The sequence below is a fragment of the Pseudarcicella hirudinis genome (assembly GCF_900115665.1).
GTDB lineage: Bacteria > Bacteroidota > Bacteroidia > Cytophagales > Spirosomataceae > Pseudarcicella > Pseudarcicella hirudinis.
The window spans coordinates 147,017-169,079 of the sequence record NZ_FOXH01000005.1; the positions used below are offsets into that span (position 1 = coordinate 147,017).

General features: G+C 38.0%; 15 protein-coding genes. 12 read left to right on the forward strand and 3 right to left on the reverse strand.

The genetic code is table 11. The features are described from left to right. Positions 1-4: 4 nt before the first annotated feature. The 3 genes from BM179_RS10630 to BM179_RS10640 all read right to left on the reverse strand — a co-directional run bounded on the left by BM179_RS10630 (position 5) and on the right by BM179_RS10640 (position 5,346). A complete protein-coding gene (locus tag BM179_RS10630) occupies positions 5-2,854 on the reverse strand; it encodes a TonB-dependent receptor domain-containing protein (RefSeq protein WP_092016546.1) in 2,850 nt (949 codons plus the stop codon). Between the two features lie 151 nt (positions 2,855-3,005). Then, a complete protein-coding gene (locus BM179_RS10635) occupies positions 3,006-4,385 on the reverse strand; it encodes a PepSY-associated TM helix domain-containing protein (RefSeq protein ID WP_218159200.1) in 1,380 nt (459 codons plus the stop codon). 541 nt (positions 4,386-4,926) lie between these two features. Next, entirely contained in the window at positions 4,927-5,346 is a 420-nt protein-coding gene (locus BM179_RS10640) for a lipocalin family protein (RefSeq protein ID WP_092016552.1), read from the reverse strand. Between the two features lie 704 nt (positions 5,347-6,050). On the opposite strand from BM179_RS10640, the gene BM179_RS10645 reads away from it, so the two are divergent. From BM179_RS10645 to BM179_RS10705, 12 genes are all read left to right on the forward strand, one after another. Further along, positions 6,051-6,392, forward strand: a complete 342-nt coding sequence (locus BM179_RS10645) for a hypothetical protein (protein ID WP_143095201.1) — start codon at positions 6,051-6,053, stop codon at positions 6,390-6,392. A 157-nt stretch (positions 6,393-6,549) separates the two neighbouring features. Beyond that, a complete protein-coding gene (locus tag BM179_RS10650; RefSeq protein ID WP_092016557.1) occupies positions 6,550-7,635 on the forward strand; it encodes an efflux RND transporter periplasmic adaptor subunit in 1,086 nt (361 codons plus the stop codon). A gap of 25 nt (positions 7,636-7,660) precedes the next feature. Continuing rightward, the gene (locus tag BM179_RS10655) at positions 7,661-10,855 is read left to right on the forward strand and encodes an efflux RND transporter permease subunit (RefSeq protein WP_092016559.1); all 3,195 of its coding nucleotides are present in this window, start codon (positions 7,661-7,663) and stop codon (positions 10,853-10,855) included. 4 nt (positions 10,856-10,859) lie between these two features. Further along, positions 10,860-12,296 (forward strand): TolC family protein, encoded by a 1,437-nt coding sequence (locus tag BM179_RS10660; protein WP_092017044.1) that lies wholly within the window; start codon positions 10,860-10,862, stop codon positions 12,294-12,296. Between the two features lie 393 nt (positions 12,297-12,689). Then, positions 12,690-13,256, forward strand: coding sequence for an LURP-one-related family protein (locus BM179_RS10670; protein WP_092016563.1), 567 nt, complete (start codon positions 12,690-12,692; stop codon positions 13,254-13,256). A 202-nt stretch (positions 13,257-13,458) separates the two neighbouring features. Next, complete coding sequence (locus tag BM179_RS10675) at positions 13,459-13,752, forward strand: Dabb family protein (protein WP_092016566.1); 294 nt, start codon at positions 13,459-13,461, stop codon at positions 13,750-13,752. Positions 13,753-13,933: 181 nt separating this feature from the next. Continuing rightward, positions 13,934-14,332 (forward strand): hypothetical protein, encoded by a 399-nt coding sequence (locus BM179_RS10680; RefSeq protein ID WP_092016569.1) that lies wholly within the window; start codon positions 13,934-13,936, stop codon positions 14,330-14,332. Between the two features lie 122 nt (positions 14,333-14,454). Continuing rightward, positions 14,455-15,414 carry a Fic family protein gene (locus BM179_RS10685; RefSeq protein ID WP_092016572.1) on the forward strand — a complete coding sequence of 320 codons (960 nt, stop codon included), beginning with the start codon at positions 14,455-14,457 and terminating at the stop codon, positions 15,412-15,414. A gap of 108 nt (positions 15,415-15,522) precedes the next feature. After that, positions 15,523-16,173 carry an NAD-dependent epimerase/dehydratase family protein gene (locus BM179_RS10690; RefSeq protein WP_092016575.1) on the forward strand — a complete coding sequence of 217 codons (651 nt, stop codon included), beginning with the start codon at positions 15,523-15,525 and terminating at the stop codon, positions 16,171-16,173. Positions 16,174-16,286: 113 nt separating this feature from the next. Then, the gene (locus BM179_RS10695) at positions 16,287-16,802 is read left to right on the forward strand and encodes a DinB family protein (RefSeq protein ID WP_092016578.1); all 516 of its coding nucleotides are present in this window, start codon (positions 16,287-16,289) and stop codon (positions 16,800-16,802) included. Between the two features lie 469 nt (positions 16,803-17,271). Then, entirely contained in the window at positions 17,272-19,686 is a 2,415-nt protein-coding gene (locus BM179_RS10700) for a TonB-dependent receptor (RefSeq protein WP_092016580.1), read from the forward strand. A 66-nt stretch (positions 19,687-19,752) separates the two neighbouring features. Continuing rightward, positions 19,753-22,062: a TonB-dependent receptor gene (locus BM179_RS10705; protein WP_092016583.1), complete on the forward strand. Its 2,310-nt coding sequence runs from the start codon at positions 19,753-19,755 to the stop codon at positions 22,060-22,062. The last annotated feature ends 1 nt before the right edge of the window (position 22,063 follow it).

Below are 22,063 nucleotides of genomic sequence, written 5' to 3' on the forward strand. Positions count from 1 at the left end.
AATGCTAAAATCCAATGTTTAAGTTAAGTGCAAAAGTTTTGGGTGCCGGAACTGCTGTCCAGTCATAAGAAAGACTTCCGATTCCTCTGGTTCGGCTGCTTCCTCCCTGAGAGTCAATCTGAGGCTCAGCTCCTTTGTAACTTGTATTAAGCCAAAGGTTATTTCCTGTCACAGAAATCACACAACGTTTAAGCACTCCTCCTGTTTGTCTTGCAGCCCAGGTGCCAAGATCATAGGAGATTGTCAGGTTACTAAGTCTTATGAAATCATTTGATTCAATGTAATTACCACGATAATTCGCATATTTTGCCAATTCAGTTGCAGTTGCCCTGTAAGCATCTGTATCCGGGGTCTGTGTTGCCAGTAACGCTTTCAAATCTTCTGAAGCTTTAAAGTTATCACCTTGAGAAGCCACATTTCTCATGGAAATATTATACACTTTGGCTCCCTGAGAATACGTAAAAAGAGATTGGATACTCAGATTTCCCAGCAACTGGGCTCTGAATCCGAAAGAACCATTAAAAGTTGGAAAAGGTTTTCCAAGATATTTCAGCTCGCTTTCTTTCGCTCCTGTATATACACCGGCAGCATTGAAAACCGGGCCTTCAGAAACGGTTGAATAAAAGGCATAAGTAGGCAATCCCTGTCGGATCAGACTTACCGTATTTAAAATATCACGCCCGTTAGCATTTATCACTTCATTTGACTGATGGTTGAGTATGGCGAAAACATCTATGCTGTTTTTATTATTGTTACTGGTGAAAACACGACTGTTTATTGAAAGTTCAATTCCCTGGCCGCTCACAATTCCTATATTTTCAGGATAGTCTCCACTCAGACTGGAAGGCCAGCCTAATGATGGTTTTAAGGTAGTATAAACAATGGCATCAGTTGTTCTCTGACGATAATAGGTAAAACTTATTCTTTGTTTGAATAAATTAATATCTGTACCAAATTCAAGTTCACTTGTTCTTTCAGGTTTAATGTCCGGATTTCCTTTTGTATTCGGGGTAACAGAAGTTCCGAATGAAGAATTCTGAACCAGATACGAAGTCTGTGCATCAGTTGGATAAGGTAATCTGCCAGATTGTCCATAAGAAGCTCTTAGTTTCCATTCGTCAACTTTTCCATGCAGAAACGGTAGTTTTGCAATGTTATAAGCAACACTCACAGTAGGATACCATATACTGGCCACATTACGGCCGACCATGTTGGAAACATCTCTTCTCAATCCGGTATTGATAAACAGTACGTCATTATAACTCAAGAATGCTTCTCCGTATAATCCATGTGTACGTTTTTCAAAGTCAGTTTCTCCTACACTCAATATCTCAGCAGCAGAACCTACATTACTTATGCCGTCAACTGCAAAATTACGCACATTGATTGTACTGGATTTTTCATAAGATCTGGTCAATTGTGAAAGCAATACCAGATTCAGTTGCAGCTTTGAATTAAGAATAAAATTACGGTTCAGTTTAAAATCCCAGTTCAGATTGTCATTGCTTCTGTTACTTAATGTTTTACTGCCTGTATTGGAAGTACCTAACAAATATCCGTAAGCAAGGTAATTTACTCCTTTAATATTATTTACATCCAGACCAATGAGTGTTTCCATTTTTATGTCCAGCGGAAAGGTATAGCCCGCCTTTACACTTCCTGTAAAACGACTGTTATCATAGCTTTTATCAATAGCTCTCCAGGTATCTTCTGTAATATAAGCCCAGGGCTCCTTGGTGCGCATCAGGTTCCAGATGGCATCATTCCGGCCTGAAGCAGATTGCGGAATACTGAGTTTTCCTTTTACGAAACCGGCAGTTAAAGCAAGTTTAAAGCGATCTTTTGAGAAATCGTAACCGGCTCTGATGGTTTGTCTGTCATCCCGGTTTCCCGGTACGATACCATTTACGACGTTGTTATTTACAGAAAAGAAAAGGCTGTTATTCTGGTCAAACTGAGCCGTCATATTAGCATAAACCTGCTGTTCTGTTCCTTTATCAAAGAAATTATTAATAGCATCGTTATTTACAAACTGGGTATATTTATTTGCCAGCTGACTGAATCCGGTTGTGTATTTAGCATTTACAGAAATCCCTTTTTTACCGGACACACCTCTTTTAGTCTGAATTACAATTACCCCGTTAGCTGCTTCCGCCCCATATGAAGCCGCTGCTGAAGGCCCCTTTATCACATCAATCGAGGCAATATCATTTAGCGGAAGGTCATTCAAGGCGCTCATCCCTTCCTGTGAAGAATTTATATCACTTGTATTGCTGTTATTGTAACGAATTCCATCAATGAAAATCAAGGGATCACGGTCCATACTAAATGTAGCAGAAGAACGAATATCAAACCTGATCGGCATTCCCACTTTTCCATTGGTATTATACACCTGAGCCCCGCTGATCCGGCCGTTCATGATATCTGCCAATGAGGAAGGATTGCTGGTTTCGACAATCTTACCGGCATCGATATGTTCAATGTTTGCGCCGATTGCTTTTTTGCTCCTTGAGTTTGCCAAACTTGCCGTTACCGTTACTTCATTCAGAAGTATTCCCGGCTCCATATAAAACTTTTGCTCCGGATTTTGCAATAAATCATTATAACTTAACTCAAGTGTTTTAAAACCTGTAAAGCTGAGAATCAGCCTTTCGTGTTCTTTTACCGTTACATTGAATTTACCTGAGACATCTGTAGTAGTTCCATGCTGGGTTTTACCTCTTATGACAATATTTACGCCGGGAAGGACTTCTTTGGAATCCTTATCATATACGGTACCTTTTATACTGATCTGGGCATTCGCGACAAAGCCCATTAACATCAGTATGACTGAGAAAATAGAAATTCTGTTCATACGTTTTAATTAATTTTTCAAAAATATTCTATGAGTAATGATGGGTATTATTTTAATCTGTCTATTTGTATTGTTGTGATATCGGCAAAAAAAGAGCATCATATCATTTGTCATGATACTTGCTCTATTGGCATTAATTCTATATTCAGGCTTAAACCTGGACCTTGTTCATCAAAGGCTGCTTAGCTTTATGAGAGACATATCCGGCAGGTATTGCTGCGGGTTTTGAAGTTTGCTGTCTGGCTGTTTTTTTTCCCTTCCTGATTCGTCCCCACCAGATCAGAAATCCGGTCACAGGCAAACTGGTGGCAATCAGACAGGCCATAACATAAAGTATTTTAGAGAATGTTCCGAAGATTTCTCCTGTATGAAGTCCAAATACCAGGGAAACAATCTTGTCTCCCGTCTTTTTATCAGAAAAACGTTCAAGTTTTAAAACCTTGCCGCTATACTGGTCAAAAGTTACCCGGTCTGTTCCGGCATCAGGGAAAAAGCCTGTTTTTGCTTTTTGTATTGATATCGCTTCCAATGAATCTGTCGGAACTGAAATACGGGTTAATGACGGATAAGGGTAAACGTTCTTTGCTTTTGCCAGTATATCATCCAGACTTAAAGCATTTGAATTGGCCAAATACTGAGATTGCAATGGCTTGCTTTCTTTCTCCTTCTTTTCCCGGAGAGCATTGCTAAATCCTTCTCTATACCATTTAAAAGAAAAATAAGGACCTGTGACTGCCATAATTGTTACAAAGATGAACGTGTAAAATCCGAGCGACTTATGTAAATCGAAATTCATGCGGCGCCAGTTGCCATCGGTCTTAATTTTAAAACCACCTTTCCAGAGGTTCCATTTATTCCAGCTTTTTACTTTCGCCGGCAGCCACAGTATCAATCCTGTCAGTTCAAGCAGAATCATTAAAATTGATGAAGTACCGATAATGGCTTTTCCTGTATCACGATTATCTTCCATAAGCAGCCAGCGGTGCAGTTTTAATACCGTACTGAAAAACTTTGAAGTCGGGGTTTGAGATTCTCCCTGAATAACTCCGGTATAAGGATTTACCAGATATCTCTTAATCCGGTCACGGTCTTTTTGTGCAGCTTTTTTATCATTTCCTTTTCCTTTCTCTCCTGCTTTTTTATCAGATTTCTCCTTATTTCCGGGCTTTCCTTCTGCCATCTTATTCTTTTTTTCCTCCGCCTCTTCAGCTTTTCTTTTTTCAATAATATCATTAGGAGTTACAGTGAAGGTCCAGGCTTCATTTTTAATATCTGAAATCTGAATATTAGTAACTTTTGAATCTTTTTTTTCCCGCTCAATATTCCTGATAAGCCCGGCTAAAGGCAAAGCCTGATCTTTCCCATCTGTTTTAACAAAAAATTTATCACTATCCACCCATTGTGTTATTTCCCGTTGAAATACATAAATTGTGCCGGTCAGACAAACGATAAACAAAACGATAGTAGTAGGAATACCAACCCACAAGTGAATGTCATTAATCAGCTTTCTGAAAGTATAATTTTTAGCCATTGCCATAAAAAGATGAAGTTATTCTTTTTGCAAAGGTAATTTATTTAGACTAATTATAAATAATATAAATCATTTTATTTGTCTGACCCGCTCAAACACATTCTATATCAGATTGTTTAAACAGCTCATTTTTTAAAAAAACAGCTTTCTAAAGCAGATTATTGATGACGCTTACAAGCAAAATAACATAAGGTAATAAACGAGTAAGAGTCATTTTTTAAGCCGGATGATTTCAAAAAAATCATGTGATGGTTCTCCTCAAACCACCATTAATCAATGAATCTTCAGAGAATAAACGGATAGGGAAGTTAGACAGATCTGCCGATTGAAAAGGATATTATGCTCAGATATCTTCGAACAAGGTTCAGAAATGATTTAATTTCTGTTTTTGCAGGAAACCTATTTATAGAAAAAGCAATGATTTGATAAAGGCCCATTCTTTATAGAAAGACTCTGCATTATAGTTTTAGCCAGGACAAATAAAAAATGTCCGGCAGTATACCGGACATTCAACAAAGTAAAGGATTATAAGTGATACTAATTATGGCACTGCTGCATACTTTCCGGAGCAGGCTTCAATACAGCCATAACCCAATGTAAGCGAAGTTGAACTCAGATTCGAATAGTACCAGATTGTCTTCATGGAAGGTTTATCTTTGATACTAAGTTCTATTCTTGTATCATCCAGAATTTTATAGGTATTATATGGATTAACTGAGGAATAAATCGGGCCTTTTATTTCCGAAAAATCTCCGTTGGCCTTAAATTCAACCGTACCAGATTCAGCTTCAGAAACAGTTCTGAATTTACCGCTGCCGTCTCCCGGATCAAAAAGGACCTCAGTCAGTTTCCATTTACCAACCAGTCCTTTATTCTGAACAGGATTCTTATTATCATCATTTTTACAGGAAATAGTTCCGATAAAAAACAAAGTCAGGAAAATTAACAAAGCTGGTTTCATAGAGTTAAAGCGTTTAAAAGATTATGTTTCCGCTATAAAGACATTATTTATAAGGAATTGGTTGGAATGCAGATTGGAAATAAGGGAGAAATCTTTCCTCGCAGGAATCCAAAGGCAAGCATGGCAGGAATTTTTACCTGAACCGGATCAGCATCCTGAAAACGGCAATTGTATAAAAACTAATCTTTAATTCATTCATCAGACCAGAAACTGCTTATCACAAGTAAATCAGTCTGATTTTCAGTATGAAGCAAAAGTAACATTTCTTTAAATAATCCATTAAGCTGTATTACGTACATCTGTACGGTTCGAAAAACATTTTTTCTTGTTTCAAAACCTCTCAGAACAATATTTCATTCTACTTTTCTTTATTATCAGCAACTTTCTCTACCGACCAGCTCATGAGCAGACAAACTCTGAACAATATTCTGTAGAATGAATCCGAAAAATGTTATAATTCATACCTGCATTTATAATTTCCGACGGAGAAAAATCTTGCCTTCCTGAAAGTTTTTTTGAATAATAGAAGATAATATATGAAAAATAGAAGATATTGCATTGCTTCACTAAAAATTAAGGATTAAAGTCTTGCATCCATAAGCCTTCTGCATTAGATTTAGGGCTGAATGACAAAGGCATTAATAAAATATCTTATCCCGATATATATTCTCTTACTGAGCATTGACGGTCAACTGTCTGCTCACATGCGTAACGAGAGTACCTCTGTTTTTCCATCTAAAAGTCTTCCGGAGACCTGTTTTGTCCTGGACTTTTCACATCCTGCACGTGCCTCTTTCCTCCCTTCAGTTGATCGTCTGGAAAATGTTTTCTATGATAATGAACACATTGAAGAGGAAGATGATGACGATACTTTCAGAACCCATAAAAAGACTGTTTGCGGCAGTGATATTTTTACTGCATTCTTTTATAAATGGGATTCTGCACTTTTTAAGTTTAAAACCCCTAAAATCTTACATTTTTGTAAGCATTTATTACAGTTCTCTCCTGATAAACTGTATATTGCATTCTGTGTATTCAGAATATGATTTAAGAACTTCAAAAGGTAAATTTTAATTACCTTATATTTCCCAATTCCATTTTTTTAGTATTAAGCATTTAGCGAAAGTCAGGCTGCGATGGCAGGGTGCATTATCGTACGCTATACTTTCTAAAACTTCAGTAATAATTTATAGAAAATCAATCATGAAGAAAATCCTCATCCTTATGAGTATAGGTGCCTTAGTGTACCTTACCAGTTGCGAATCAAAGAAAGGTGAAGAAAAGAAAGAAGAAGTCAGGTTATTAGTAACCAGCCCTATTGAAAAGGATACGATCATAGACAAAGATTACGTTTGCCAGATCCGCGCAATCAGTCATATTGAGTTGCGTGCTTTGGAAAAAGGTTATTTGCAAAAAATTTATGTTGATGAAGGGCAGCATATAAAACAGGGACAACTTATGTTCCAGATTATGCCGATGCTTTATCAGGCTGAGCAGCAAAAAGCTCAGGCAGAGGCAAATTTTGCTGAAGTAGAGTTCAGAAACACTAAGGCACTTGCCGATAGTAATATCGTTTCAAAAAATGAGCTGGCACTCGCCAAAGCTAAATTGGATAAAGCCAAAGCAGAATTATCTCTGGCTTCAGTTCATTTAGGCTTCACCGAAGTCAGAGCACCATTTAGTGGTATTATGGATCATTTTCAGGTAAGGCTGGGTAGCCTTGTGAATGAAGGTGACTTGATGACCACATTATCTGATAACAGTAAAATGTGGGTATATTTTAACGTACCGGAAGCTGAATATCTGAATTATCAGAATGGACTTAATTCCAATAAGAAAGAGGCTGTAAAATTACGTATGGCCAATAACCAGATCTTTGATCATATCGGTACCGTAGAAACAATTGAGGCTGATTTCAATAATGAGACCGGTAACATCGCTTTCCGTGCTACATTCCCGAATCCGAAAGGGCTTTTGAGACATGGAGAAACCGGTAGTATTGTCATTACTTCGCCATTTAAGTCTGCCCTGATGATTCCACAGAAAGCTACTTTCGAGGTGCTGGAAAAGAAATATGTCTATGTTGTTGACAAAGACAATGTGATTCGGTCAAGAGAAATCTCCATAGCTGCTGAACTTCCTCACATTTTTGTTGTGAAATCCGGCTTGAAAAAGGATGATAAAATCCTGCTTGAAGGTTTACGTCAGGTACATGAAAATGAAAAAATTCAGTACAAATTCATGGATCCTGGTTATGTTATCTCTCATTTAAGTCTGTACGCCGAATAACAAGATATTTTAAAAAAGAAAAGATATGTTTAATCAATTCATACGCAGGCCTGTATTCGCTATTGTGATTTCGATCATGATAGTCTTTATAGGTATATTGGCTATCGAGAAATTGCCGATTTCACAATTCCCCGATATTGCCCCTACAACTGTAAATATATTTATAGCTTATCCTGGTGCCAGTGCCGATGTATTGGTAAAATCCACATTAATTACCCTGGAACAGGCCATCAACGGGGTTCAGGATATGCGATATATTGCTACCGATGCTACCAGTGCCGGTGAGGCCACACTCAGGATTATCTTTGAGCCCGGGACGGATCCGAACGTAGCGGTTATCCGGGTAAAAACAAGGGTGGATCAGGTTATGCCGCTTCTGCCTGAATTAGTTCAGCGTGAAGGGGTTATTATTTCACCTGTTCAGCCAAGTATGTTAATGTATGTTAACCTTTATTCAAAGGAGAAAAGCATTGACGAAAAATTCCTGTTCAACTACGCAACAGTTAAAATGATTCCCGAGCTGCAACGTACCAAAGGGGTTGCGAGAGCTCAGATCCTGGGTAGCCGTAGATATGCGATGCGTGTCTGGTTAAACCCGGAGCGTATGCGTGCCTACAACATCTCTACGGAAGAAGTAATGAAGGCCATCGGAGAACAAAGTATTATTGGTCGTCCGGGCCGGATTGGTCAAAGTTCGGGGATAGCCGCCCAGTCGCTTGAATATGTACTGACCTATAAAGGAAGGTACAGTGATCCGAAAGAATATGAAGATATTATCGTCCGGGCCAATGCACAGGGTGAAAGTATCCATCTGAAGGATATAGCTAAAGTCGAATTGGGTAGTGAATTCTTTGATATTTATTCCAACCTCGACGGCAAGGCTTCTGCCGCTATTGTATTAAGACAAAACTATGGTAGTAATGCCAATGACGTAATTGAACAGGTAAAAGAAAAACTTGATGTCATGAAAGAATCCTTTCCTCCGGGAGTGGATTATAAAATCAGTTATGACGTTTCTAAATTCCTGGATGCCTCTATTGAACAGGTAATTGATACACTAAGAGATGCCTTTATCCTGGTAGCCCTGGTTGTTTTCATATTCCTGGGTGACTGGCGTTCTACCTTAATACCGATTCTCGCTGTTCCGGTATCCCTGATCGGAGCGTTTTTTGTAATTCAGGCTTTTGGACTTTCTATCAACTTAATTACGCTTTTTGCCCTTGTTCTTGCGATTGGTATCGTAGTAGATGATGCGATTGTTGTGGTGGAGGCCGTCCATGCCAAAATGGAAGAAGAGCCTCATCTCTCACCGTATGCTGCCGTTAAAAAAGTACTTGGAGAAATCAGTGGTGCGATTATCGCAATCACTGCCGTAATGGTATCGGTATTCCTTCCGATTTCATTTATGTCAGGTCCGGTAGGTACTTTTTACCGGCAATTCTCGATTACAATGGCGAGTTCTATTGTAATTTCAGCTTTGATCGCCTTAACGCTTACCCCGGTATTGTGTGCCATGTTGTTGAAAAATCATCATGGACATGCCAGAAAGAAAAACTTATTGGCCAGAGCAATTGACAGTTTTAACCAGGGCTTTGAAAAACTTACCGGTTGGTACGTAGGCTTGCTAAAATTAATCGTTAACAGAAGAGTCCTTACGTTTGCGATATTATTGGCCTTCTGTGCCGGGATAGCATATGAGAATAAAATTCTTCCTGCAGGATTTATTCCAAACGAAGATCAGAGTACAATTTATGCTATCATCCAGACTCCTCCGGGGTCTACCCTTGAAAAAACCAATGAAGTTTCACGTCGCCTTCAGAAAATTTGTGAGGAAGTGAAAGGTGTTGAATCAGTATCTTCTTTGGCAGGTTATGAGATTATGACAGAAGGACGTGGATCCAATGCCGGTACCTGTTTGATTAACCTTAAGCCTTGGTCAGACCGTGACCAAAACGTGAAGGAGATCATGGAAGAACTGGAAGTAAAATCAAGGAATCTTGGAGCCACGGTTGAATTCTTCGAACCACCGGCAATTCCAGGTTTTGGTACTTCAGGTGGTTTCTCTATGCGTTTATTGGATAAAACAACCGATACTGATTATCGTGAGTTTGATAAAATCAACAAGGAGTTTATGGAGAATCTGGGCAAACGTAAAGAGCTTACCGGCTTGTTTACCTTCTTTGCTGCAAACTATCCTCAATACGAACTGGAGATCGACAACAAGCTGGCCATGCAAAAAGGTGTATCTATCGGAAAAGCGATGGACAACCTTAACATCATGATCGGTAGTACCTATGAACAAGGTTTCATTAAGTTTAACCAGTTTTTCAAAGTGTACGTGCAGTCTGATCCGAGTTTCAGAAGACTTCCATCTGATCTTTTAAAGCTTTTTGTTAAAAATGAAGCAGGAGAAATGGTTCCGTACTCATCATTCATGACGCTTAAAAAAGGTCAGGGGCCTAATGAAATTACCCGTTTCAACCTATACAATTCAGCGGCTATCCAGGGTCTTCCTGCAAAAGGTTATACCACAGCAGATGCCATACAGGCTATTCGGGAAGTTGCATCTAAGACCTTACCAAAAGGATATGGTATCGCATTTGAAGGACTTTCTTATGACGAAGCTAACCGTGGAAATGAAGCGCTGGTTGTATTCCTGATTGTATTGGCCTTTGTTTACTTTGTGTTAGCAGCCCAGTACGAAAGTTTCATCATTCCTTTAGCGGTAGTATTCTCACTTCCTGTCGGGGTATTTGGTTCCTTCTTTGTATTAAAGGGAATGAATCTGGAAAATAACATTTATGCCCAGATCGGGTTAATCATGCTTGTTGGTTTATTAGGTAAAAATGCCGTACTGATTGTCGAGTTTGCCGTGCAGAAACGTCAGCAGGGAGAAACGATTCTGAATGCAGCCATTGAAGGAGCAAAAGTCCGTTTCCGTCCAATCTTAATGACCTCATTCGCGTTTGTGGCAGGATTAATACCTTTGATTACTGCAACCGGTGCCGGAGCTATTGGTAACCGTACCATTGGTGCCTCTGCCCTTGGTGGTATGCTTTTCGGAACCATCTTTGGGGTTATCATCATCCCTGGATTGTACTTTATATTTGGTAGTCTGGCCGATGGCAGAAAAATGATCAAAGATGAAGACGACAGTTCATTGTCAGAAGGATTTGTCCACGCTATCGACAACTTTACCCAAGCAGAAGATGAAAATTAAAAAAATGAGCAATAAAATCACATATAAATGGCTGGGATTCATTTTCCTAACATTATCGTTTTCAGCCTGTGTTGTACCTGTTACTCTGATTGACAAAAAAGCTAATACCAGCGTACCTGCGAGTTATAACAACTCGCAGGACTCAACCAATACAGCAAAGGTTAAGTGGAAAGATTATTTCACTGATCCTAATCTGTCTGCGCTGATTGATGTGGCTTTGCAAAACAATCAGGAACTGAATATCACTTTGCAGGAAATTGAGATTGCCAGAAATGAAATACAGAGCAGAAAAGGGGAATATTTACCCTTTGTAAACCTTGGTGGCGGAGCAGGTGCTGAGAAAGTATCGAGATATACCAGTCAGGGGGCCAGTGATGCAATGTCAGAAATAAAACCGGGTAAAGAAACGCCGGATATTTTACCAAATACATACTTCGGAGCATTTGCTCACTGGGAGGTCGATATCTGGCATAAATTGCGTAACGCCAGAAAAGTAGCAGTAACCAATTATCTGGCCTCTACTGAAGGGAAAAACTTCCTTGTTACCAATCTTGTTGCTGAAATTGCAAGATCTTACTATGAATTAATGGCACTTGATAATCATCTGGAAATCATCCAAAAGAACATTGTTATTCTGAACAATGCACTTGCCATTATTAAACAGGAAAAAGATGCAGCTAAAGTAACGGAATTAGCTGTACGCAGGTTTGAAGCCGAGGTTTTTAAAACAAAAAGTCTTCAGTATGAAATTCAGCAGAAAGTTGTTGAAACTGAAAACCGTATTAACTTTCTGGTAGGTAGATATCCGCAACCGGTTCAGAGAAGTTCCCAGGGATTCAATGAATTAGTACCTCATAAAATCTACGCGGGGCTTCCATCACAATTGCTGGAAAACCGTCCTGATATAAAACAGGCTGAATTGAAACTGGTAGCTGCCAAACTTGATATAAGTGTGGCCAAGGCAAACTTTTATCCATCATTAGGACTTTCAGCTTCTTTGGGTTTCAGGTCTTATAATCCTTTGTACCTGGCAAATCTTCCGGAGGCGTTAATGTCTTCTCTGGCAGGTGATTTAGCAGGACCGCTAATCAATAAGAACGCTATTATTGCCACTTATAAAAGTGCCAATTCTAAGCAGATTCAGGCAGTTTATGATTTCGAAAGAACCATTCTGAATGCTTATATCGAGGTATCCAACCAATTATCAAACATTGATAACCTTGAGAAAAAGTATAACATGAAAAATAATCAGGTGCAGGCTCTGACTCAATCAACCGATATTTCACTCAAGCTATTCAAATCAGCAAGAGCCGATTATATGGAAGTGTTATTAACTCAGCGTGATGTGTTGGAATCAAGAATGGAACTTGTTGAAACCAAAATGATGCAGATGAATGCTTTGGTTAATACTTACCGGGCACTTGGCGGAGGCTGGAATTAAGCAGATTATTCCGGGTTTCAAAGAAATCGTTAATAACCCCCTTTATTTATATTCCCAGTGGCTGGTGTCTTCACCAGCCACTTTTCTTTCCCCCTCTCCAAAGTTCTTTCAGCAGAGACGCTCTCATAAATACCGCATTTTGCTGAAAAATATTGAAAAACCTCCCTTTACTTCAGATCAGTACATCTAATTTTTAACGTAATCAAAGTCTCCGCAGCAGATTTCTTTGTCTTTGTAAGCGCTCAGTATGGCTTGTGTTGCACAAACCACAATTATTTTAATGTAATAGAATCAATCATAAATTTTATATATAAATTGGGTTTTAGTTATGATTCAATATTTTCCAAATACCACTAAACTCTCTTTGTTTTCTATTCAGGAGAAACCTCACAAATGCAAATAGACATAAATCAGTACAAAATTTCAATGGGCGACAAATACCAGATATCTGTTAATGGACAAAAATCTTATTTTGCCTCGACAAAACTTTTTAGTTGGCTGCCGGAAATAAATTTATTTAAAAATCAGGAAAACAGAGCAATCTATACGATTAATAAACAATTTGCATGGTTTAAGACTTCTTATAACCTGTCGAGGTATGACAATAATTTGTTTAAGTTTAGAACTAAAAGTATTTGGAGACTTCATTATTATTGTCAGGTTGGACAAGACCTCTATGATATTTATGGACATTTGGGAAGAAAGTATTCAATTTATAAGAATGATATACAAATTGCCTGGTGGGATAAAGAATGGATATCCTTGCTTAACGGAGATAACTATTCAATAATAGCAGACAATGACTGCGATGTTGAATTATTAATAAGTTTTTGCTTAATCATTGATAACTCAACTGATCATAACAATAATACCAATACAATCACATTCGACCTGGGAAATATAGGATCGCCTGAAAAAAAATTTGATAATACCTGGCAGCCCAAAGCTGTAGAATATTAGCAATCACCTCATTTTCAGTGTGGTTTGTGTCGCACAATCCATAGTGAGAGTGGGCAAACATATCCAGATACCCGAAAAACATCACTTCCTGCTAAACGTAGAGAAGCTATATGAATTGAGTAAAATCCACCATGATTCTCAAGGCCCAAACCACCTCTAGGCAATCCGGCTTGTACAAAAAACTATAAAACACACAAAAATAATGATAAGGCATTCGGTTATCTTCAAATTTAAATCTCAGATCAGTTCAGAAGAAAAGCAGGTTTTCTTTAAAGCTTGTGATAAACTAACAGCTATTTCCGGTGTACAGAATTTTGAAATATTAAGACAGATAAGTCCCAAAAATAGATTTGAATATGGTATTCTTATGGAATTTGAGAATATGGATCATTATGACTATTATACAAATCATCCGGATCATTTGTATTTTGTAGAAAACCATTGGTTAAAATCTGTAGAGGATTTTCTGGAAATTGACTACAAACCAATGCTCTAAACAACCTTTCAGTACTTCACTAATCTAATCCGTGGTTTGTGTCGCAAAACCACTTCATGCATAAGCAAACTTATAAAAACTATCAAATGATAGTTTTTTCTCAAAGAGTTAGGAAAACAAAGATCCTTCCTTCCAACTGTTATTCACTAATATTTTAGATACTTTTTAGTTAAAATCTTTCATGCACAAATTATACGAATCAATATTAGGACGTTCAGCCGACTTTAGAGTCAAGTATCAGTTTTATAGTGAAGATCAAGGAGGCAGAAAAATCTTACCTAATCAAGGTACTCGATTTAATTTTTGGTATGAAAATCACAATCATACAATGAAAGGAATTTTTATGATCTGGCCAGAATTTGAAAATGAGGAAGGCGAGATCATTTTGGATTCACATGTACTCGTTTCAGCTTCAGGAACGGCAAAAATGTGGATTATCAATAGTGAATTGATACCATATCACGCAGATAAAATCAAAATCGGAACAAAAGGATATTTTTATGAAGGTAAAAGAATTGCAGAATGCGAAGTCATTGAAATAATTGGGTTAACTTCAAATCCAACAAAAACCTTATCATAATGACAAACCTCACCGTGATTTGTGTCGCACAAATCACTTCATGCGTAAGCAAAAATATATTCTATACAAGAGAATCAGACAGAATATACTATCTTTGATAGTATCAAATGATAGTATCAAAGATGAAGCCTCCTTACGAAATAACAACAGAAATAATAAAACAAATTATTTCGATTTCTGAGAAAATCGGAGAAATAAATGCAAAATACCTCAACAGGCAATCTCCTCAGTTAAGGAAACAGAATAAGGTAAAAACCATTCATTCCTCTTTGCAGATTGAGGGTAACACGCTGACGGAGCAGCAAATCACAGCTATTATAGAAAATAAAAGAGTACTTGGACCGGCTAAGGATATTCTTGAAGTAAAAAATGCACTTGATGTATATGACAAGTTATCTACTTTTGATCCACTAAAAGAAAAGCATTTTCTTTCTGCTCACAAAATTCTGATGAAAGACCTGATACCAAATGCAGGAAATTATAGAAATAAAAGTGTTGGCATTGTTAAGGGTTCTAAAGTTGAACATATTGCTCCACCCTTTGAAAATGTACCTTTTCTTATGAAAGATCTTTTTGATTATCTGAAAAAAGATCAGGATGTTGCGCTCATAAAAAGTTGTGTCTTTCACTATGAAATGGAATTTATTCATCCGTTCATGGATGGGAACGGGAGAATGGGTAGATTATGGCAAACTGTGATACTGATGAAGAAATATCCGGTGTTTGAGTTTTTACCATTTGAAACATTAATTAGTCAAAATCAGGAGGAATATTATAAAGCCCTGGCAGCAAGTGATAATCAGGGAAAATCCACTATTTTTATCGAATACATGTTAAATATAATCAACCAGTCTCTGGCTACCTTGCTTGACTGTAAAAACCAGTACCTGAAAGATACAGACCGCTTAGCATATTTCATAAGCAATGGGAAAACGGTGTTCACGAGGAAAGATTATATGACGCTTTTCAAGGATATTTCATCTGCTACTGCCAGCAGAGACCTTAGAAAAGGAATAGAATCGGGGCTTCTGGCCAAAAGCGGCGATAAAATATTAACTATTTATAAAGTGTTGGAAAAATAATCCCCTCGCGATTGGTGTCGCACAAACCATTTCATGCGTAAGTAACCTTCCATTACTTTAAAAGTATAAAACACAAAGAAAAATCTATCATTTTAACATAAATCAGGTATGAAAGTAATTATCACAGGGGCAACAGGCATGGTTGGAGAAGGTGTTTTATTGGAATGTCTGGAAAACCATGCAGTACAAAAGGTGCTGATGGTAAATCGCAGACCCTCCCCTATCAAGCATACTAAACTGGAAGAACTGACCGTCCCTGATTTCATGAATCCGAATGGATATGATGATACTCTGAAGGGTTATGATACATGCTTTTACTGCGCCGGAATCAGTTCTGTCGGTATGAACGAGGAGAAATATACGCATATCACTTACGATACTACCATGAGTTTTGCCAGTAAACTGGTAAATCTCAACCCCGAAATGATTTTTAATTTTGTTTCAGGAGGACATACCGATAGTTCTGAAAAAGGGAAAATTATGTGGGCACGGGTAAAGGGTAAAACCGAAAACGCCCTGATGAAATTACCTTTTAAAGGGGTTTATAATTTCCGCCCGGGATTTATGAAACCATTTAAAGAGCAGAAAAACGTAAAAAGCATTTTTAAAGTACTGGTTCTCTTGTACCCGGTCTTACTTCCGAAAAGATCACTGACTATGAAACAGGTTGGACAGGCTATGATAAATGCAGTATTAAAAGGTTACCCCAAACAGATTCTGGAAATACAGGATATTAAAGCATTGGCAGAAATGAATTAATGACAGTAAAAATCACTTCCTGCTATGTAATTGAGGAAATCTTACATGAACGATTTGAGAAAGATTTTACTTAATACTGATATTGTTAAAACTCTGACAAAAACATTTCAGCCATGCTAATCAAAGATTTTAATAATACTATAGACCTCTGGATAAAAGCACTGGATCAGTACGATTTCAGGCAATTATGTACCAAACCTTCTGCCGATGGCTGGTCGCTCGGACAAGTTTATATACATCTTATAGACGATACAAATTATTACATAGAACAGGTTAAACTTTGTATTGCGACCAATGAACATTCTCTTGAAGAAGCCTCGCCGACAGCAAAGGTAATGTTTCTCAACAATGATTTTCCCGATATGGCAATTGAAGGAGCTCCTTCTAATTCCACAATGCCCCAACCCGAGAGCAAAGCACAGTTAATTACTCACCTGACAGACATAAAGAATGAAATCAATCTTCTGCTGGAGCTACTTGAAAAAAGTCCGGCAAAAGGCAAAACTAAACATCCGGGACTTCATTATTTTAATGCCCCCGAATGGCTCCAATTTGCGGAAATGCACTTTCGTCACCATTTAAGACAAAAGAAAAGAATAGACCACTTTTTAGAACAATTGTCTGTTTAAATCTTTCCCGCATCTCTCCTCCTACTATCAGTATCCCCGGATAGCTTTCCTTAAAAGAGCTATTCTAGCTTCATTACCATTCACTTCTTCGCTGAAAAAAGCAAATTAAAAGAAGCATTTATATCACTATTCAAATATTTATTTTGCCTTTTTATACAAATTAGGGCGATTATTTATATTTATTCTAAATAATTATGTATCAATCATTTTGTGGTATACATTTGTATGTATTATTTAAAATAAGTCTAAATAAAAATAATAAATACCCACGTTAATACAACTTGAATTTTCAGCTTTTCCGGCTAACAGTATAATAGTTCCAATCCTGAATATAAAAGATCGTTAAGATCCTGGTTTAAATTTTCTTGCCTGATTCTACTTCCTTTTACCATTGGTATGAAATCAATGGCCTGAAATGGTATTCAATTTCTAAACAAAATGTAAGATAATTCACAAACAAAACAATCGCATGAGATCAATTTTTACATACCTCTTAACCTTTTACAGTTTTTTTGCTTTTGCTCAGAACGCCAGCATCAAAGGCAAAGTGAGCACTTTAGACGGCAAGCCTGCCGAATTTGTTAATGTACAGCTAAATGGTACAAACAAGGGAACTATTACCAACGAAAATGGGGAATATAAAATAGATCGGGTTAAAGCCGGCATTTTTGTGCTGAAAGTGAACCTGATCGGGCTTGAAACAAAAGAGCAGCAAATAGAGATAAAAACCGGACAAAATCTGGTGATCAACTTTACATTAGCAGAAAATGCTAATCAGCTACAGGAGGTAGTTGTGCTTTCCGGTAAGTCTGTGCACAAAGAATCTGAATATGTTTCTAAAATGCCATTAAAGAACCTTGAGAATCCACAGGTTTACAATGTAGTTTCATCAGATTTACTGAAAGAGCAGGCTATTACCAATTATGAAGATGCCTTAAAAAATGTACCCGGTATCCAAAAATTATGGGAATCTACAGGACGTGGTGGCGACGGAGGTTCTTATTATTCCCTGAGAGGATTTGAAGCACAGGCAAATATGGTAAATGGTTTGCCAGGTTTAACCAACGGAAGTCTGGATCCCGCCAACATTGAACGGGTTGAAGTTATCAAGGGGCCTTCCGGAACATTATTTGGCAGCAGCCTGGTTTGCTATGGTGGTTTTATCAATACTGTTACTAAAAAACCTTATGCAACTTTTGGCGGGGAAATCGGCTATATAGCCGGTAGTTTCGGACTTAACCGTGTAACTGCTGACGTTAATACACCGCTAACAAAAACCGCTGAAGTGGCATTGAGAGTAAATACTTCTTACCAGACTGAAAATAGTTTTCAGGACGCCGGCTTCCGGAATTCATTCTTTTTTGCTCCTACACTTTCCTACAAGGTTAACGAAAAATTATCATTTCTGATTAATACAGAATTTATGCAGGAAGAGAAGACCACTCCCCCCATGCTGTTTTTAGGAAGAAATACGCCTTTACAATTCGCTGACTTACAAGCACTAAACTATAACACGAGGCTTTCTTTTTACAGTAATGACCTCTCTATGAAAAATCCCCGATACAATTTACAGGGGCAAATGACCTATAAAATTTCGGATAAATGGACCTCTCAAACGGTTTTATCAAGAGGAATGACAAGATCTGACGGTTATTACAATTACATCTACGATAATGAAAATGGTCATGGAGATTTTAGCCTTTGGATTACCAAGTCTCAATCGCAAACAATAACATCTGATTTCCAGCAAAATTTTATCGGGGATTTTACGATTGCCGGGATGCGTAACCGTATGGTCATTGGTGTCGATTATTTCGAAAGAAAGGTAATTTACGGAGGTTCTGGTTATGGCTGGCTTTATAATCTTACTCCACAGGGTAAAATCAATTATGTAAACCCGGCAACAGGTGATACGCTCGCTCCCCGTTACTTAACACAGGTTTCTGTAGATAATGTATTGGCAACATCGGGGACAACAAACTACAATCCTCAGGATGCCACTTATAGCGCCTATGTTTCAGATGTGGTGAATATTACACCCAAATTACTTGCTATGGGAAGTTTGAGGTTAGACTATTTCGATACTCAAGGCGATATAAATACCAATGATGATAACTATACCCAAACAGCATTGTCGCCAAAATTTGGCTTGTTGTACCAGCTGATTCCTGACAAAGTAACATTTTTCACAAACTATATGAATGGATTCAGAAATCTTGGTCCGGTGCGTGTGTCTGATCCTGACGGGAGTAATCCAAAAGTAAAAGCTTTCAAACCTGAGCATGCCAATCAGCTTGAATTTGGGGTAAAAACCAATCTTTTCTCGGATAGATTAAATGCTACCATCAGTTATTATGACATAGAGGTTGGCAATCTGGTAACGGCCGACCCTTCCAATTTTTATAACAGCTTACAAGGAGGAGAAGCGCAAAGCAAAGGCTTTGAAATAGATTTAAATGTAAATCCACTAAGGGGCCTGAACGTCATTGCCGGATATAGCTACAACGACAGCAAGATTATTAAAGGAGATGAAGCCAATGTCTGGTTGGAAACAGGAAAAAGACCTATCTGGGCAGGTGCTAAAAACTTAGTCAATTTTTGGACAACGTATAAGTTCAACGGTAATATTCTGAATGGTTTTGGTTTGGGCCTTGGAGGTAACTATGCCAGTCCGGTAGCGACACTGGATAGTAAGGTAACCGGAACATTCCTGCTACCGGGTTATACAGTTATTAATACTTCTGTTTTTTACAACACCAGCCAATTCCGGGTTGCATTAAATATAAACAATATTACCGACAAGGCATATTTCAATGGAGGATGGTCAACATTGAATCCCCAAAAGCCCAGAAATTACGCCTTAAGTTTCGCCTATAAATTCTGATTAAAGCATAAAAGTAAATACTAACTCATAAACTTTCAAATAGTTATTTCTAAATAAAATAAGCCGATGAAATCATTTTTTACCATAGCTTTTCTGCTTTGCAGTATAATCTGTTTTGCTCAAAATGCCACAATCAAGGGCAAAATCAGTACTTCTGACGGCAAGCCTGCCGAATTTGTCAATGTGCAATTGAATGGTACCCACAAAGGGACAAGCACCAATGAGGCCGGAGAATATCGGATAGAACGAATCAAATCCGGTGTTTTTACGATCAAGGTAAGTCTCCTCGGACTTGAAACCAAAGAACAGCAGATTGAAGTAAAGGCAGGTCAGACCCTTATCGTTGACTTTACTCTGGCAGAAAATGCCAATCAGTTGCAGGAAGTAGTTGTTATGTCAAATACCAACAAATTTTCACAAAAAGAAACTGATTATGTAGCTCGTCTGCCTTTGAAAAACCTTGAAAACCCTCAGGTTTACACGGTAATTCCCAAAGAGTTATTGGAAGAGCAGGTTGTCACAAGTATCAATAATGCTTTGACAAACGCCGTTGGCGCAGCACCGATCAATTATCCTGCAGGTGGTTTTGCCATCACCTCCAGAGGCTTTTCTACAGGTATTAATGCCCGAAACGGCATGGAAACCACAGCTTCACGCTCATCCGTGGAAATAGGAAACGTTGAACGGATTGAAGTGATTAAAGGACCGTCAGGAACGCTGTTTGGTTCAGCAATCTCTTCTTTTGGCGGAGTAGTAAACCTCGTCACAAAAAAGCCTTTCGAAACCTTCAGAGGAGATATCTCTTATACCCTGGGAAGTTATGGACTCAATCGTTTAACGGCTGACATCAATACACCGGTTAACAAAGAAAAAACGGCCCTGTTCAGAGTTAATACCGTAGTAAACAGACAATATGGTTTTTTGGATCAGGGACATAATAATACATTTTTAATTGCCCCGAGTTTTTCTTACCAGGTCAACAACCGTTTCCGTATTCTGGCAGATATTGAGTTTCTGAGCATCGATCAGACCCGCAGTATTTATACCCGTGTCAATACACCTTCAGGTTATACCAATCCGGCAGAATTCCCGATAGACTACAAGAAAAACCTTTTTAACGATGATGTCAATGCTGAAACATTTGCTTCAAAGTACTATCTGGAAGCAAACTATAAAATTTCAAATAACTGGACTTCATCAACTTTATTTTCTTTTGTAACAGAATCTGTAAAACACAGTTATCAGAATTACCTCACCTGGCTTTCTCCTGTTCTGGTAGCCAGAAATATCCTGGTATATGGTCCTATTTATAACAATTACACCAATTTTCAGCAGAATTTTACAGGTAACCTCAATACTGGTTCTATTAATCACAAAATTCTGGCAGGAGTTAATTACCGTTATTACAGCGGATCGTTTAACTATTCACTGGTAAATAATAACGGATTTATAGATACAGTAAATGTTACAAAAGCATTCAAACCCCTGACAAAAGCTCAAACAGATCAGGCTATTGCCTCAAGGGGAGGTATGGTTCCTTTTGAGATTTCAGATCAGACTACCTCAAGTGCATATGTTTCAGATGTAGTTGGCTTATCGGATAAATTGTCCGCCATGTTGAGTTTAAGAATAGATAATTTCAATTATGCCGGTATTACTTCAACGCCGCAATATAGCCAGACCGCTTTCGCGCCGAAATTAGGTGTAGTTTATCAGGTATTGAAAGATAAGGTTTCAGTATTTGGTAATTATATGAGTGGTTTCCAGAATCAGGGGCCAATCAGCCAGCCAACCGGAGAACAATTTGTGGCAAAGCCTGTTTATGCAGTTCAGTCGGAAGGAGGTATTAAAACCGAATTGTTAGATAAAAAGCTGAATATCACATTAAGTTACTATAAAATTGCGATTGATAATGCAATCCGTCGTGATGAAAAAGGTGTTTCATTTCAGGATGCAGAACAGGTAAGTAAAGGTTGGGAACTTGAATTTGTTGCAAATCCTTTTAAAGGTTTTAACATCTTTGCAGGTTATGCCTATAATGATAATAAAATTGTCAGGGCAACCGACAAAACAACAGAGGGTAAAAAAGCTGCCTCAGCTCCTGAAAATGTTGCCAACTTTTGGGTTAGCTACAAATTCCTTAAAAACCTGGGATTAGGTTTCGGAGGCTATTATGTCGATAAAATGTTCTTCTCTTCAGCCAACACATTCTACATTCCATCATATACGCTATTGAATGCCACTGCATTTTATGATTTACCTAAAATAAGATTCGGTTTAAAAATCAATAACCTGGCAGATCAGAAAAATTGGGACGGTTATGGATATGCTCAACCTTTGAGAAATTATGCTTTGAGTTTATCTGTTAAATTCTAAT

Bases quoted from the DNA above. Each gene is read 5' to 3' on its own strand.
- BM179_RS10630 (WP_092016546.1), bottom strand. From the start codon at position 2,854: ATGAACAGAATTTCTATTTTCTCAGTCATACTGATGTTAATGGGCTTT.
- BM179_RS10650 (WP_092016557.1), top strand. From the start codon at position 6,550: ATGAAGAAAATCCTCATCCTTATGAGTATAGGTGCCTTAGTGTACCTT.
- BM179_RS10675 (WP_092016566.1), top strand. From the start codon at position 13,459: ATGATAAGGCATTCGGTTATCTTCAAATTTAAATCTCAGATCAGTTCA.
- BM179_RS10680 (WP_092016569.1), top strand. From the start codon at position 13,934: ATGCACAAATTATACGAATCAATATTAGGACGTTCAGCCGACTTTAGA.
- BM179_RS10660 (WP_092017044.1), top strand. From the start codon at position 10,860: ATGAGCAATAAAATCACATATAAATGGCTGGGATTCATTTTCCTAACA.
- BM179_RS10705 (WP_092016583.1), top strand. From the start codon at position 19,753: ATGAAATCATTTTTTACCATAGCTTTTCTGCTTTGCAGTATAATCTGT.
- BM179_RS10645 (WP_143095201.1), top strand. From the start codon at position 6,051: ATGCGTAACGAGAGTACCTCTGTTTTTCCATCTAAAAGTCTTCCGGAG.
- BM179_RS10655 (WP_092016559.1), top strand. From the start codon at position 7,661: ATGTTTAATCAATTCATACGCAGGCCTGTATTCGCTATTGTGATTTCG.
- BM179_RS10685 (WP_092016572.1), top strand. From the start codon at position 14,455: ATGAAGCCTCCTTACGAAATAACAACAGAAATAATAAAACAAATTATT.
- BM179_RS10635 (WP_218159200.1), bottom strand. From the start codon at position 4,385: ATGGCTAAAAATTATACTTTCAGAAAGCTGATTAATGACATTCACTTG.
- BM179_RS10700 (WP_092016580.1), top strand. From the start codon at position 17,272: ATGAGATCAATTTTTACATACCTCTTAACCTTTTACAGTTTTTTTGCT.
- BM179_RS10670 (WP_092016563.1), top strand. From the start codon at position 12,690: ATGCAAATAGACATAAATCAGTACAAAATTTCAATGGGCGACAAATAC.
- BM179_RS10690 (WP_092016575.1), top strand. From the start codon at position 15,523: ATGAAAGTAATTATCACAGGGGCAACAGGCATGGTTGGAGAAGGTGTT.
- BM179_RS10695 (WP_092016578.1), top strand. From the start codon at position 16,287: ATGCTAATCAAAGATTTTAATAATACTATAGACCTCTGGATAAAAGCA.
- BM179_RS10640 (WP_092016552.1), bottom strand. From the start codon at position 5,346: ATGAAACCAGCTTTGTTAATTTTCCTGACTTTGTTTTTTATCGGAACT.